This is a genomic window from Burkholderia sp. BCC1998 (genome assembly GCF_905339875.1).
Classification (GTDB): Bacteria; Pseudomonadota; Gammaproteobacteria; order Burkholderiales; family Burkholderiaceae; genus Burkholderia.
In genome coordinates this window covers 1-13,049 of the sequence record NZ_CAJPHE010000036.1, presented here as the reverse complement: position 1 = coordinate 13,049, position 13,049 = coordinate 1, and the positions used below count along the sequence as shown (strand labels likewise).

Sequence of the window (13,049 nt, the reverse complement as noted above, 5' to 3'; positions counted from 1 at the left end):
AGAACGCGTGAATACGGAACTCGATGCAACCCGTCCCGCGCTCGGCGCCGCCGGCCTGCTGGGCCGCCTGCGCGCGCTGCTGCGCACCGGGCCGGCCGGCGGCCGCGCCGGCCCGCTGAGCCGGCTCGCGATCGACGGGCTGCCCGACACGTGGACGCAGCTGGAAGCGGGCGGCCTGTACGCGATCTATGCCGCCGCCGGCACGCCGGCGTGCGACGCGCTGGTGTGGGAAAGCGCGCGGCAGTCGCGCACGCGCGACGTGACGGTCGTGCTGTCGCGCGCCGCGGCGTACGTTGCCGCGCAGCTGCAGGCGCGCGGTTTCTCGGGCGGCGCGCAGCCGGCCGGCTGGCCGCGCAACCTCAACGTGCTGGCGATGCCGCCCGCGCCCGCGGCGGCCGACGGCGATGCCGCGCGCGAACCCGGTGCGCCGCGCCGTGCCGCGCCCGGTCCGTTCGCGCGGCTCACGGGCGGCTTGCGCGCGATGAAGCGCTACGGCTTTCGCGCGCGCTCGCTGTATTTCATCGAAGGCGCGCAACGCTGGTTCAGCTGGGACGATCCGACGGCGCTCGCGGAAGAAGCGCACGCGCTCGCCGACTGGTGCCGCACGCACCGGATCGCGCTGGTGCTGCTGGTCGATCCCGAGATCGTGCGCACCGGCGCCGATCCGGACACCGATGATCCGCCGCTCGTGCGCGACGCGAATCGCGCGCCGCGCAGCGGCTTTCACGGCGTGTGCGCGGGCGTCGCGCAGCTGCAGCGCACGCACGGCGAGCTGCTGTGGGTCGTCGACTTCTGGCGCGCGGGCGAGACGCTCGCGGCCGGCGAAGTGCGGCCGCTGCGCTTCGCGCCGGGCGGCCGGCTCGCGGCGATCGTCGACGGCGCCGCCGCCGAACCGCTGCGCCGGATGAAGCTCGCGACCGACGAGGATCGCGTCGTCGTCAGCCGCGCGGTGCTCGACGAAGGCGGCCGCGTGCCGGCCGACTGGGAAATCGTCGACGACAACGCGGCGGTCGTCGCCGCCTGCGCACGCGCGCAGGCCGCGACCGCGGTGCTGGCGTTCCGCTCGCATGCCCAGCTCGAGACGCTGTGCGCGGCCGTTCACACGCTGCGCCGGCAATGCGGCGGCGCGTTGAAGATCGCCGTGGTCGAGCGCGGCGAGGTGCTGCGCCAGCAGTTCGAGATGCTGGTGCTGAGCGTCGGCGCGAACCGCGTCGTCGCGCGCGACCTGCCGGTGACGCGGATGCATGCGGCCGTGCACGCGCTGCGCGGGCAGCTCTATGCGCGGCCCGTCGCGCCCGACTATCGCGCGGCGCTCGCGGCCGCGCTCGGCGATTCGGTGCTCGGCTACCTGCCGGTCGGCGCGTTCTGCCTGCGGATTCGCGCGGTGCTCGATCGCGGCGCCGTGCTCGCGCTGCCGCATACGCTCGCGAAGATCGCGCTGCTGCCCGGCGTGTCGCACGTCGATGCGCTGCGGCACTGCCGGCCGCGCCGCGCGGGCGACGTCGTGACGGCCGATGCCGGGCACCTGTACGTGTTCCTGTTCGCGTGCGAGCCGGCCGATGCCGAGGATGCGCTCGCGCGTATCTTCGACGTGCCGGTCGAGACGCTGTCCGATCGCGTCGTGTGTCTCGGGCAGGGCAGCATCGACACCGAGCTCGATGCGCTGAAGGCCGAGAACCGGCGCGCGCCGATCGCCGACTACAGCGACCTGTTCGCGACGGCGCAGCCGGCGGATGCGGCACGCGCGCCGGGCGAACGCGCGGCGGATGCCGCGGCGCGTGCCGAACCGGGCGCCGACGGCGCCGTGGGCGGCGAGGGCGGCGAGGGCGGCGCGGGCGCCGCGGGCGGTGTGGCCGACCGGCACGTCGATGCGCCGCCGCACGCGGTTCACGCCGACGATGCGACGCCGGCCGCCGACATGCCGGGCGATGCGCCGGCATTTCCTGCATTTCCCGTCGCGCACACGCGCGGCGCCATCCGCAGCGCGATGCCGCTGCGCAAGCCGGAGGGCGCATGATCGCCGAACTCGTCATCGGATTCATCGTCGGCATCGCGATCGCGGTGCCGGTGTGGCTCGTCGCGCAGCACCTGGGCCTCGGCCGCGGCTTTCATGCGCCGCGCGGGCTGCAGCGGCGCGACGCGGTGCCGTGCGAACTCGTGCCGGTCGCGCTGCGCGGGCGCCTGCTGCCCGATGCCGACCACGCCGGCGAGGCCGCGCCATGAAGACGATCGCCGTCACGTCGACGACCGGCGGCGCGGGCCGCACGACGCTCGCCGGCGCGCTCGCGGTGCTGCTCGCCCGTCGCGGCCGGCCGGTCGTCGCGGTCGAGTTTGACGCGCAGAACCTGATGGGCGCGACGCTCGGTCTCGACACGCTGGCCGAGCACGGGCTCGCGCACAGCCTGCTCGGTGACCCGGGTAACGCCGCGCCGTGGCACGCGCATACGTGGCGCAATGCCGACGGCGTGCTGTTCGTCCCGTACGGGCAGGTCGACGCGGCGGGCGCCGCCGCCTGCGATGCGCGGCTCGCGGCCGATCCGGCCTGGCTGTCGCGCGCGCTCGACGAGATCGCGCTGCCGCCTGACGGCGTCGTGCTGGTCGACACCGCGCGCTATCCGTCGCCGCAGGCCGAGCAGGCGATTCGCCGCGCGGACCTGACGCTCGTCGTCGTGCCGCCCGAACCGGCCGCGTGCGCGACCGTTGCCGCGCGCCTCGACGCGCTGCGGGCCGGCGGCGGCGACCTGCAGATCGTCGTGAACCGGCTGAACCCGGCGCGCGACATGCAGCGCGATGCGCTCGCGATGCTGCGCGCGGTCGCGGGACCGGCGTCGATGCTCGAGCAGCGGATTCACGTCGATGCGGCCGTGCCCGAAACGCTCGCGCGCGGCAGCTGGATCTTCGACGACGCGCCGTATTCGCAGGCGTCGCACGACCTGAACGGCGTCGCGAACTGGGTCGACGCGTGGCTCGCGGCGGCCGCGGCCGGCCGCACGGGAGCGCGGCGATGAAGGCCGGGTTCGCGTCGCGCTGGCGTGCCGCGGCCCGGCGCGCGACCGACTGGTGCGCGCGCGGGATCGGGCTGCCGGCCGAGCGCACGCTGCTCGACTGGCTCGTGCGGCTGTTCTTCCACGCGCCGCCGCCCGGCCGGCCCGATCCCGTGCGCCGCCGGGCACGCATCGCCTTCCTGTGGCTCGCGCGGGAGTGGGGCGTGCTGCAGCCGCTGAGCCCGCGCGAATGGCTGTGGCGCGCGATCGTGCGCGCGCCGCGCGCAGCCGATGGCCGGCCCGCGCGCGATCCGCTCGCGTGGTTCGACACGTTCGTCGTGCCGGTCTACGTCGCGGCGCGCGCGCTCGGCCGGCGCCTCGACGCGTTGCTCGCGCGTCTGCCGTGGGCGCGCTGGGGCGGCTGGCTCGACGCGCGCGCGCACGGCGTCGGCCGGCACCGCTGGCTCGCGCCGCTGCTGCTGATCGCCGGCGCGCTGATGTGGGCCGCGGCCGGGATGTCGCCGCTGATGCCCGGCGCGCAGTTCGCGTTCTTCGCGATCGTCGCGGTGCTGGCGCTCGCGCTGCGCCGCCTGCCGGGCCATCTGCCGACGCTTGCGCTCGCGTCGCTCGCGCTGCTCGCCACGGTCCGCTACGTGTGGTGGCGCACGACCCAGACACTCGATTTCCGCAGCCCCGTCGAGGCGTTCGCCGGCTACCTGCTGTACGGCGCCGAAGCCTATACGTGGATGATCCTGCTGCTCGGCTTCGTCCAGACCGCGTGGCCGCTCGACCGGCCGATCGTGCCGCTGCCCGACGACCCGGACACCTGGCCGAGCGTCGACGTCTACATCCCGACCTACAACGAACCGCTGTCGGTCGTGAAGCCGACCGTCTTCGCGTCGCAGAGCATCGACTGGCCGGCGGCCAAGCTGCGCGTGTACCTGCTCGACGACGGCCGGCGCCCCGAGTTCGAGGCGTTCGCGCGCGAGGCGGGGATCGGCTACCTGACGCGCGACGACAACCGCCACGCGAAGGCCGGCAACATCAACCGTGCGCTGCCGAAGACGCACGGCGAATACATCGCGATCTTCGACTGCGATCACGTGCCGACGCGCTCGTTCCTGCAGACCTCGATGGGCGTGTTCCTGCGCGACCCGAAATGCGCGCTGGTGCAGACGCCGCACCATTTCTTCTCGCCCGATCCGTTCGAGCGCAACCTCGGCACGTTCCGCGAGATCCCGAACGAGGGCAACCTGTTCTACGGGCTCGTGCAGTCGGGCAACGACCTGTGGAACGCGACGTTCTTCTGCGGGTCGTGCGCGGTGCTCAAGCGCACCGCGCTGGAGGAGGTGGGCGGCGTCGCGGTCGAGACCGTGACCGAGGACGCGCACACCGCGCTCAAGCTGCACCGGCGCGGCTACACGTCGGCGTACCTGCCGACCGTGCAGGCGGCCGGCCTCGCGACCGAGAGCCTCGCCGGCCACGTGAAGCAGCGCACGCGCTGGGCGCGCGGGATGGCGCAAATCTTCCGCATCGACAATCCGTTCCTCGGGCGCGGGCTCGGCTTCATCCAGCGGATCTGCTACGGCAACGCGATGCTGCATTTCTTCTACGGGATTCCGCGGCTCGTGTTCCTGACGATCCCGCTCGCGTACCTGTTCTTCCACCTGTACTTCATCAATGCGTCGTCGGTCGCGCTCGCGAGCTACGTGATCCCGTACCTGGTGCTCGCGAACGTCGCGAACTCGCGGATGCAGGGGCGCTATCGCCACTCGTTCTGGGCCGAGGTCTACGAATCGGTGCTCGCGTGGTACATCGCGCTGCCGACCACCGTCGCGTTCTTCAGCCCGCAGCACGGCAAGTTCAACGTGACCGACAAGGGCGGCAAGATCGACGAAGGCTACGTCGACTGGTCGACCTCGAAGCCGTACCTCGTGCTGTTCGCGCTGAACGTGCTCGCGATCGCGGCCGGCCTGTGGCGGCTCGTGGCCGACCAGGGCGACGAGGCGTCGACGATTCTGATCACGCTCGGCTGGACCGTCTACAACCTCGCGATGCTCGGCGCGGCCATGGCCGTCGCGCGCGAGACCAAGCAGGTGCGCGTCACGCACCGGATCGCGATGCGCGTGCCGGCGACGCTGTTGCTCGCCGACGGCTCGACTGCCGCATGCTTCACGAGCGACTACTCGACCGGCGGCCTCGGCCTCGAAGCGGTGCCGGGGCTGCCGCTCGCGGTCGGCGACACGCTGACGGTGTGCGTGACGCGCGGCGACCGGCCGTTCCCGTTCCCGGTGCGCGTGAGCCGCGTGACGCCGACCCACGTCGGCGTGAGCTTCGAGGCGCTGACGCTCGAGCAGGAGCGCCAGCTCGTGCAGTGCACGTTCGGCCGCGCGGATGCGTGGCTCGACTGGCACGCGAGCGCGCGCGCGGACACGCCGCTGCGCGGGCTGAAGGAAGTGCTGCGCGTGGGCCTGGACGGTTACGTACGGATGTGGAAAGGTGCGGCGCGCGGCGTGCAGTCGATGCTGGCACCGAAGCTCGATCGTGCGCGCGACTGACGCGGCGCCCATCACGGAGTGGTTTAGATGACGTTCTGGAATCTGTATTTCATCCTGAAGTTCGCGCTGTTCGCGACCGGCCACCTGCAGCCGCTGTGGCTCGCGAACCTCGCGTTCGCGCTGGCCCTCGCGGCGAGCGCGCCGATTCGCGCGCGCGTGTGGCGCATCGTGCGGCAGCTCGCCGCGCTCGCGATCGCGGTGCCGCTCCTTGCGCGCGAGCTGCATGCGCCGCCGCTCGCGCGCCTTGTCGATGCCGCGCGCGAGGTCAGCACGTTCCGCCTCGACTACTGGATGGAGCTGCTGCCGCGCCTGTTGCCGCCGCTGCTGGTGCTGACCGTGGCGGGCGTGCTGATCGTCTATTTCATCGTCAACCGCTGGGTGCGCGTCGCGACCTTCGTGCTCGCCGCGCTGGTCGTGATGCCGCTGTGGCAGGCCGGCAACGGGCTGATGGCGCGCGTCGTCGCGCCGCTCCCGCAGCAGGCCGACGCGACGGGCGGGCGGGCCGGCCAGCCCGAGGACCACAACGCGGCGCTCGCGACGTTCCGCGCGCAGGAGTCGCAGCGGCAGGTCGCGTTCGGCCATCTCGGCAACGATCCGGCCGCGCAGTTCGACGTGATCGTGCTGCACGTGTGCTCGCTGTCGTGGGACGACCTCGATGCCGCGAAGGTGCGCAATCATCCGATGCTGAGCCACTTCGACTACCTGTTCAACAACTTCAGCACGGCGGCGAGCTACAGCGGCCCGGCCGCGATCCGCGTGCTGCGCGCGAGTTGCGGGCAGGAAGCGCACGCGGACCTGTACAAGCCCGCGCCGCAGCAGTGCCACCTGTTTTCGCAACTCGCGTCCGCCGGCTACACGGTGCAGTCGCTGCTGAACCACGACGGGCACTTCGACAACTTCCTGCAGGTCGTTCACGACAACATCGGCGTGCCCGACGCGCCGATGATCTCGAACGCCGCCGCCCCGGTCGCGATGCATGCGTTCGACGGCTCCGCGATCAAGGACGACTACGGCACGCTCGCGAACTGGTACGCGCAGCGCGCGTCGGTGCCGGGCCCGGTCGCGCTGTACTACAACACGATCAGCCTGCACGACGGCAACCGCGTGGTGGGCAGCTCGCTCACCAGCATCGATTCGTATCCGCAGCGCGTGACCCGGATGATGAACGACTTCGACCGGCTCGCCGACCTGATCGCGCAGTCGGGACGGCGCGCGGTGATCGTGTTCGTGCCCGAGCACGGCGCCGCGCTGCGCGGCGACAAGAACCAGGTGGCCGGCCTGCGCGAGATCCCGACGCCGAGCGTCGTCCACGGGCCGGTCGGCGTGCGGCTCGTCGGCTTCACCGGCAATCACGGCACGACGACCGTGATCGACCAGCCGACGAGCTTCCTCGCGCTCGCGCAGCTGCTGTCGAACCTCGTGTCGAACAGCCCGTTCAAGCCGGGCGCGACGCTTGCGCAATATGCGGCCGACCTGCCGCGCACGCGGATGGTCGGCGAGAACGAAGGCACGGTGACGCTGCAGACGAGCACCGGCTATGCGGTTAAGACTCCGGACGGCGTATGGATCGACGAACACTAAACATCGGCGAAGGCGACGACGATCGCCTGTCGCAACCGAACGACGTGCTCGGCCTCGCGCGGCATCTGCCCGCGCTGGATCCGGCCCGCTACGTCGACGAGCAGGCACGGCGCGCATTCGTCGAATCGCTCGAGCGCTGGCCCGTGCTCGCGAAGCTGATGGGATTGAAGCCGTAAACGCAAGGCGGCCGGCGTGAACGCCGGCCGCGCTGCATCGATGCGCCGACCGCTATCGGTTCACCGCGGGCTCACTGCGGGCTCACTGCGCGCGGCGCTCCGGCTGGCGCGTCCATTCGTTTTCCTCGCCCGGCACCTTGCCGAAGGTCTGCGCGGCCCACGCGTGGCGGGCCGCGTCGATCTTCGCGCGCTCGCTCGACACGAAATTCCATTCGATGAACCGCTCGCCCGGCAGGTGCGCACCGCCGAGCAGCATCACGCGCGCGCCGTTCGCGCTGGCGAGCGCGACGTTCGTGCCGGGTTCGAGCACGGCCATCGTCGCGGGGGCGAGCGGCGTGCCGTCGATCGTGAGGTCGCCGTCGACGAGATACACGCCGCGCTCGTCGTGTTCCGCGTCGAGCGCGAGCTGCCCGCCCGCGGCGAATTCCACATACGCATAGAGCGTCGGCGAGAACACGGCGACCGGCGACGTGAGCCCGAACGCGGTGCCCGCGATCACGCGCACGTGCGCGCCGTCGCGCGTGAACGACGGCAGCGTGTCGGCCGCGTGATGCACGAACGCGGGCGCGGTGTCCTCGTGCTCGACCGGCAGCGCGACCCAGGTCTGGATCCCGTGCACCGGTTGTTCATGCGGGCGGTCCTCGTCGGGCGAACGCTCCGAGTGGACGATGCCGCGCCCGGCCGTCATCCAGTTCACGTCGCCGGGCACGATCTTCTGCCGGAAGCCGAGGCTGTCGTGATGCATCAGCGTGCCGTCGAACAGGTAGGTGACGGTCGCGAGGCCGATGTGCGGATGCGGCAGCACGTCGATGCCGCTGCCGGCCGGCAGCACGGCCGGCCCCATCTCGTCGAAGAAGATGAACGGGCCGACGAGGCGCGCGGCGCGCGCGGGCAGCACGCGGCGCACGACGAGGTTGCCGATGTCGCTCTCGCGCGGCGTGAGCAGGGTCTTGATCGATGCGGACATGGTGGGTCTCTCGTATCCGGTGGGTCAGGCGATGGCCGTATCGATCGTGATCGGGTGCGTGAGGATCTTGTGCACCGGGCACGCATTCGCGATCTGCAGCAGTCGCTCGCGCTGCTCGTCGGTCAGGTCGCCGTCGAGCGTGATGCGGCGCACGATCGTGCTGCCCGCGCTGCCCGATTCGTGCGCGAGCTTCACGTGCACTTCGGCGAGCGGCCAGCCCTTGCGTTGCGCGTACATCTTCAGCGTGATCGCGGTGCACGCGCCGAGGCTCGACAGCAGCAGCGCGACGGGCGTCGGTGCGGTATCGCCGCCGCCGAGCGACGCCGGTTCGTCGGCGCGCCACTGATGGACGCCGTCGGTGAAATGGACCAGGTAATCGACCGAGCCGATGCTCGCTTCGACGGACAGTTCGCTCATTGCAATTCCATGTGGGGAAGGGGAGACGGGCCGGCCGGGGAGGGCCGGGCAGGCCGGACGTTACGGCTCGAGCAGGCGCTGCAGCCGCAGTTCCTCGAAATCCAGCTCGGATTCTATGCGGTGCAGCACCGCGTCGTCGACCCGGCCGTCGCGATGCAGCTCGAGCAGCGCATCGCGCGACACGCCGACCAGCTCGAGCTCGACGCGCAGCATCCGCGCGCGCACGTCCGCCGGTTCCGCGCCGTCGCGGTGCGCGCGTTCGTTGAACGCGACGCGGCTGCGGTATTCGGTCAGCAGCCGGTCGAGCGATGCGCGTTCGAGGCGCGTGCCGCGCTGCTCGCGCGCATCGAGTTCGGCGAGCGCCGCGCCGAACGTGTGGGCGCGCACGGCATGCTCGGACATCGTGTGCCGCGCGGCCGGGCGCAGCTTCAGCACGCGGATCAGCGGCGCGAGCGTGCCGCCTTGCACGACCAGCGTCGCGATGATCAGCAGGAACGTGCTGAACAGGATCAGGTCGCGCCCGGGGAAGTTGCCCGGCAGCGCGATCGCGGCCGCGAGGCTCACGACGCCGCGCATGCCGGACCAGCCGAGCACGACGGCCTCGCGCCACGACCACCGCGCATGGCCCGCGCGCGGCGCGCGCAGGCGGCCCGGCAGCCACATCGCGACGAACACCCACACGACGCGCGCGGCGATCGCGGCGGCGGTGGCCGGCAGCGCGACGCGCAGGCCGGCCATCAGCACCGCGCCTTCGTGGTTCACGCCGGCGAGGATCGCGTGCAGCGCGAGGCCGATCAGGATGAACACGAGCGCGTCGAGCACGAACACGATCGCTTCCCACGTCGCCTTCGCCTTGATCCGCATGTCGGCGCCGAACACGCGATGCTGGCGCACGCCGAGCACGAGGCCGCAGGTCACGACCGACAGCACGCCCGAACCGTGCACGGCTTCCGCGATGCCGTAGCTGCCCCACGCCATCGCGAAGGTCACGACGATCCCGAGCATCGGCTCGCGCAGGCGCTGCAGCACCCAGCACATCGCATGGCCGCACGCGAGGCCGACCGCGATGCCGATCAGCGTGAGCGAGAAGAACAGGCCGGTGGCGCTCGCGGTCGTGATCGTGACGGCGAGCGCGGCCGAGACGGCCATCTGGTACAGCAGCAGGCCCGATGCATCGTTGACGAGGCTTTCGCCTTCGAGCACCGCGACGAGCCGCGCGGGCAGCGGGTGGCGCTGCAGGATCGCCTTCGCGGCGACCGCGTCGGGCGGCGACACGATCGCGCCGAGCGTGAAGCACGCGGCCCACGGCAGCGCCGGATTGGCCGCATGCACGGCGAGCGCGACCGCAACCGTCGTGAACACCACCGCGCCGAGCGCGAGCGACGCGATCGACGCGAGCTCGTGGCGGAATTCCTTCCACGCCGTATAGAAGCCGCTCGACATCAGCAGCGGCGGCAGCACGGCCACGAGCAGCAGCGCCGGATCCATGTCGGGCGTGCGCTTGCCGGCGATGGCCACCACGCAGCCGCCGAGCAGCAGCACGACGGCCGGCGGGATCGACACGCGCTCCGCGAGCCAGGTGAGCGCGCCCGCGCCGCAGATCAACAGCAGCAGGTAGTGGAACAGCTCGACGTTGGTCATGAGTCTTGCATCACGACGGCTTGCGATCGTTCGCGGCGGCGCCCGGCAGCGCGCCGAACATGTGCTGGCTGCATTGTGCATCGCGCCACGCGGTATTCAGCCGATAGCCGGCCAGCATCCGGCGCGCGAGCGGCAGGATCTGTTCGCCGGCCAGCATGCCGAGGAGGCCGACGAGCGCGATGATCGGCGGTGCCGGCGAATTCACGCCGAGCGCACCGTAGATGACGCCGGCGAGGATGCCTGCGAACAGCGACAGAAAATACGGCTTCATGATGAAAACCTCTCGTGATAGGCTGATCGGGGGCGAAGGGCGCGCCTTCAACGTGCTGGAAGCGTATCGGGTTTACGTGTGGAACAAAAGGGCGGACAGCCGTTGGAGAGCCCCCTCTTTCGGAATTCGATCGATTCCATTTCTTGGATGTTCGAGCCGCGGCTTTTCCGATTAAATGGCTGCAACCGGAAGACGCAGATCCGGGGTAACGCACAGTCGGCTCCTCTCGGTTTCCGATCGAGGCAAGCCTTAAACGTTTCCTGTCCAAAGGATGATACGCGCCATGAGCAACCCGAAGCTTGAAGTCCTCACCCCCCAGAACAGCCAGCTGATCTTCATCGACCAGCAGCCGCAGATGGCATTCGGCGTGCAGTCGATCGATCGCCAGACGTTGAAGAACAACGTCGTCGGGCTTGCCAAGGCCGCGAAAGCATTCAACATCCCGACCACGATCACCACGGTCGAAAGCGACAGCTTCTCGGGTTACACCTATCCCGAACTGCTCGACGTGTTCCCGAACCAGAAGACGCTCGAACGTACGTCGATGAACTCGTGGGACGACCAGAAGGTGCGCGACGCGCTCGCCGCGAACGGCCGCAAGAAGGTGGTCGTCTCCGGCCTGTGGACCGAAGTCTGCAACACGACGTTCGCGCTCTGCGCGATGCTCGAAGGCGACTACGAGATCTACATGGTCGCCGACGCGTCGGGCGGCACGTCGAAGGATGCGCACGACTTCGCGATGCAGCGGATGATCCAGGCCGGCGTCGTGCCCGTCACCTGGCAGCAGGTCGCGCTCGAGTGGCAGCGCGACTGGGCGCGCCGCGATACCTACGACGCCGTGATGGCGATCGCGAAGGAGCATTCGGGCGCGTACGGAATGGGCGTCGACTACGCGTACACGATGGTCCACAAGGCGGCACAGCGCACCGCGACGCCGCACGAGTCGATCCCGGCCGTGCCGGCGAAGTAACGGGTCGCGGGCCGCCCGCTCAGACGGGCGGCAGTGCCCACGGCGCGTGCGACAGATGTTCGACGAGGAACTCGAGCAGCGCCGTCACGCGCGCGGCACGCAGCATGCCGGGCGGTGTGACGAGGTTGACGTTGAGGTCCGGGATTTTCCAGTCGTGCATCACTTCCTCGAGCGCACCGCTTTGCAGTTCATTCCATACCAGGAACGCCGGCTGCAGTGCGATACCGTGGCCGGCGATCAGCGCGGGGCAGAGGACGTCGGCGTTGTTCGCACGGATGCGCCCGCGCACCGGCACGCCGAATTCGTCGCCCGACGTCGTATGGCGAAAGCGCCAGTATTCGGGCGTCGGGATGTTCGTGTAGGTCAGGCACACGTGCTGGTCGAGTTCGCTCGGATGGGTCGGCCGGCCGTGCCGGTCCAGATACGCGGGCGACGCGACGAGCGGCCGGCGTACCGCGCACAGGCGGCGTGCGCGCAGCGACGAATCGCTCAGTTCGGCGATCCGGATCGCGACGTCGAAGCCGCCGGACACGATGTCGACGAAGTTGTCGGTGAGCACGAGGTCGACGTCGACGCGCGGATAGCGTTCGAGAAACGCGGGCAGCAGCGGCGCGAGATTGCACAGGCCGTAGGACATCGGTGCGTTCACGCGCACGAGGCCGTGCGGTTCGAGCGCGTGTGCGGATGCCTCGTCCTCGATCAGTTCGGCGTCGGCGAGCAGCCGGATCGCGCGATCGCGCAGCAGTTCGCCGGTCGGTGTGAGCGACAGCTTGCGCGACGTACGGTACAGCAGCATCGCGCCGAGGCGCTTTTCGAGGCGCGCGATCGCTTTCGACACGGTCGGTTGCGTGATGCCGAGCAGGTCGGCGGCCTTGGCGAACGAACCGGTCTCCGCGACCCGCGCGAAGATGGCCCAGGCTTCGAGGTCGGGCAGATGTTGCATGGCTGGAAAGCGTGGCGGCGAAGTGAAGCGGACGGGACAGCAGCGGATCGGGCCGCAGGCGCACGGCGCCCGGCCCCCGGGCGGTAATGCGGCACATTCTAATTCAGTCGGGAGGGACGTATGGAATCGTATCTGGTTTCATTGGGCGCCGGCGTGCTGGTCGGCGTCGTGTACAGCGTGATCAAGGTGCGCTCGCCGGCACCGCCGCTGATTGCGCTGGTCGGGCTGGCCGGCATGCTGATCGGCGTGGCGGCCGTTGCACCGGTCCGTCACTGGCTCGGTTTCTGATTGCATCGAGGACATATTGATGAGCGTACCCGACACTCAACCGGATCTGATCCTCCACAACGGACGATTCACGACCCTCGACCGCGTGAACCCCGTCGCGACTTCCGTCGCGATCAAGGACGGCCGCTTCGTCGCGGTCGGCAGCGACGCGGAAGTCATGCCGCTCGCGGGCCGCGCGACGAAGATCGTCGATCTCGGCGGCCGCAGCGCGCTGCCCGGCCTGATCGACAACCACTGCCACGTGATTCGCGGT

13 protein-coding genes and 1 pseudogene are annotated in these 13,049 nt (G+C 70.6%); 9 read left to right on the top strand and 5 right to left on the bottom strand.

Going from position 1 to position 13,049, the window contains the following annotated elements; translation table 11 throughout:
* Window positions 1-7: 7 nt before the first annotated feature.
* From bcsE to U5A56_RS35100, 6 genes are read left to right on the top strand one after another with little or no spacing between them, the layout of a single operon-like run.
* The gene (gene bcsE / locus U5A56_RS35125) at window positions 8-2,017 is read left to right on the top strand and encodes a cellulose biosynthesis protein BcsE (protein ID WP_321927096.1); all 2,010 of its coding nucleotides are present in this window, start codon (window positions 8-10) and stop codon (window positions 2,015-2,017) included.
* Window positions 2,014-2,223 carry a hypothetical protein gene (locus U5A56_RS35120; protein ID WP_044846132.1) on the top strand — a complete coding sequence of 70 codons (210 nt, stop codon included), beginning with the start codon at window positions 2,014-2,016 and terminating at the stop codon, window positions 2,221-2,223. The genes bcsE and U5A56_RS35120 overlap by 4 nt, the downstream gene beginning before the upstream one ends.
* Entirely contained in the window at window positions 2,220-3,008 is a 789-nt protein-coding gene (bcsQ, locus tag U5A56_RS35115; protein WP_044846131.1) for a cellulose biosynthesis protein BcsQ, read from the top strand. The genes U5A56_RS35120 and bcsQ overlap by 4 nt, the downstream gene beginning before the upstream one ends.
* On the top strand, window positions 3,005-5,542 hold the full coding sequence (bcsA, locus tag U5A56_RS35110; protein WP_321927094.1) for a UDP-forming cellulose synthase catalytic subunit: 2,538 nt from the start codon (window positions 3,005-3,007) through the stop codon (window positions 5,540-5,542). Before bcsQ ends, bcsA begins: the two co-directional genes overlap by 4 nt.
* 27 nt (window positions 5,543-5,569) lie before the next feature.
* Window positions 5,570-7,123, top strand: coding sequence for a cellulose biosynthesis protein BcsG (gene bcsG / locus U5A56_RS35105; RefSeq protein ID WP_321927093.1), 1,554 nt, complete (start codon window positions 5,570-5,572; stop codon window positions 7,121-7,123).
* Window positions 7,105-7,299, top strand: a complete 195-nt coding sequence (locus U5A56_RS35100; RefSeq protein ID WP_321927091.1) for a hypothetical protein — start codon at window positions 7,105-7,107, stop codon at window positions 7,297-7,299. Before bcsG ends, U5A56_RS35100 begins: the two co-directional genes overlap by 19 nt.
* 82 nt (window positions 7,300-7,381) lie before the next feature.
* Here U5A56_RS35100 and U5A56_RS35095 read toward each other — a convergent pair whose 3' ends face one another.
* The 4 genes from U5A56_RS35095 to U5A56_RS35080 are packed head-to-tail and all read right to left on the bottom strand — an operon-like array spanning window position 7,382 to window position 10,595.
* On the bottom strand, window positions 7,382-8,266 hold the full coding sequence (locus U5A56_RS35095) for a pirin family protein (protein WP_321927089.1): 885 nt from the start codon (window positions 8,264-8,266) through the stop codon (window positions 7,382-7,384).
* Between the two features lie 24 nt (window positions 8,267-8,290).
* Window positions 8,291-8,683, bottom strand: a complete 393-nt coding sequence (locus tag U5A56_RS35090) for an OsmC family protein (protein ID WP_059467735.1) — start codon at window positions 8,681-8,683, stop codon at window positions 8,291-8,293.
* A 60-nt stretch (window positions 8,684-8,743) separates the two neighbouring features.
* Window positions 8,744-10,324, bottom strand: coding sequence for a sodium:proton antiporter (locus U5A56_RS35085; protein WP_321927087.1), 1,581 nt, complete (start codon window positions 10,322-10,324; stop codon window positions 8,744-8,746).
* Window positions 10,325-10,334: 10 nt separating this feature from the next.
* Window positions 10,335-10,595, bottom strand: a complete 261-nt coding sequence (locus U5A56_RS35080) for a XapX domain-containing protein (RefSeq protein WP_044846125.1) — start codon at window positions 10,593-10,595, stop codon at window positions 10,335-10,337.
* A 283-nt stretch (window positions 10,596-10,878) separates the two neighbouring features.
* Between U5A56_RS35080 and U5A56_RS35075 the strand changes: the two genes are divergently transcribed.
* Window positions 10,879-11,565 (top strand): hydrolase, encoded by a 687-nt coding sequence (locus tag U5A56_RS35075; protein ID WP_124489484.1) that lies wholly within the window; start codon window positions 10,879-10,881, stop codon window positions 11,563-11,565.
* Window positions 11,566-11,584: 19 nt separating this feature from the next.
* Here U5A56_RS35075 and U5A56_RS35070 read toward each other — a convergent pair whose 3' ends face one another.
* Window positions 11,585-12,508, bottom strand: a complete 924-nt coding sequence (locus U5A56_RS35070; protein ID WP_124489483.1) for a LysR family transcriptional regulator — start codon at window positions 12,506-12,508, stop codon at window positions 11,585-11,587.
* Between the two features lie 120 nt (window positions 12,509-12,628).
* On the opposite strand from U5A56_RS35070, the gene U5A56_RS35065 reads away from it, so the two are divergent.
* Window positions 12,629-12,796 carry a DUF1427 family protein gene (locus tag U5A56_RS35065; RefSeq protein ID WP_044846122.1) on the top strand — a complete coding sequence of 56 codons (168 nt, stop codon included), beginning with the start codon at window positions 12,629-12,631 and terminating at the stop codon, window positions 12,794-12,796.
* Between the two features lie 19 nt (window positions 12,797-12,815).
* A pseudogene (locus U5A56_RS35060) lies at window positions 12,816-13,049 on the top strand (amidohydrolase); the annotation flags it as partial.

Coding starts and splice junctions, on each gene's coding strand:
- U5A56_RS35120 (WP_044846132.1), top strand. CDS start 2,014: ATGATCGCCGAACTCGTCATCGGATTCATCGTCGGCATCGCGATCGCG.
- U5A56_RS35100 (WP_321927091.1), top strand. CDS start 7,105: ATGGATCGACGAACACTAAACATCGGCGAAGGCGACGACGATCGCCTG.
- bcsQ (WP_044846131.1), top strand. CDS start 2,220: ATGAAGACGATCGCCGTCACGTCGACGACCGGCGGCGCGGGCCGCACG.
- U5A56_RS35065 (WP_044846122.1), top strand. CDS start 12,629: ATGGAATCGTATCTGGTTTCATTGGGCGCCGGCGTGCTGGTCGGCGTC.
- U5A56_RS35080 (WP_044846125.1), bottom strand. CDS start 10,595: ATGAAGCCGTATTTTCTGTCGCTGTTCGCAGGCATCCTCGCCGGCGTC.
- U5A56_RS35070 (WP_124489483.1), bottom strand. CDS start 12,508: ATGCAACATCTGCCCGACCTCGAAGCCTGGGCCATCTTCGCGCGGGTC.
- U5A56_RS35095 (WP_321927089.1), bottom strand. CDS start 8,266: ATGTCCGCATCGATCAAGACCCTGCTCACGCCGCGCGAGAGCGACATC.
- U5A56_RS35075 (WP_124489484.1), top strand. CDS start 10,879: ATGAGCAACCCGAAGCTTGAAGTCCTCACCCCCCAGAACAGCCAGCTG.
- bcsG (WP_321927093.1), top strand. CDS start 5,570: ATGACGTTCTGGAATCTGTATTTCATCCTGAAGTTCGCGCTGTTCGCG.
- bcsA (WP_321927094.1), top strand. CDS start 3,005: ATGAAGGCCGGGTTCGCGTCGCGCTGGCGTGCCGCGGCCCGGCGCGCG.
- U5A56_RS35090 (WP_059467735.1), bottom strand. CDS start 8,683: ATGAGCGAACTGTCCGTCGAAGCGAGCATCGGCTCGGTCGATTACCTG.
- U5A56_RS35085 (WP_321927087.1), bottom strand. CDS start 10,324: ATGACCAACGTCGAGCTGTTCCACTACCTGCTGCTGTTGATCTGCGGC.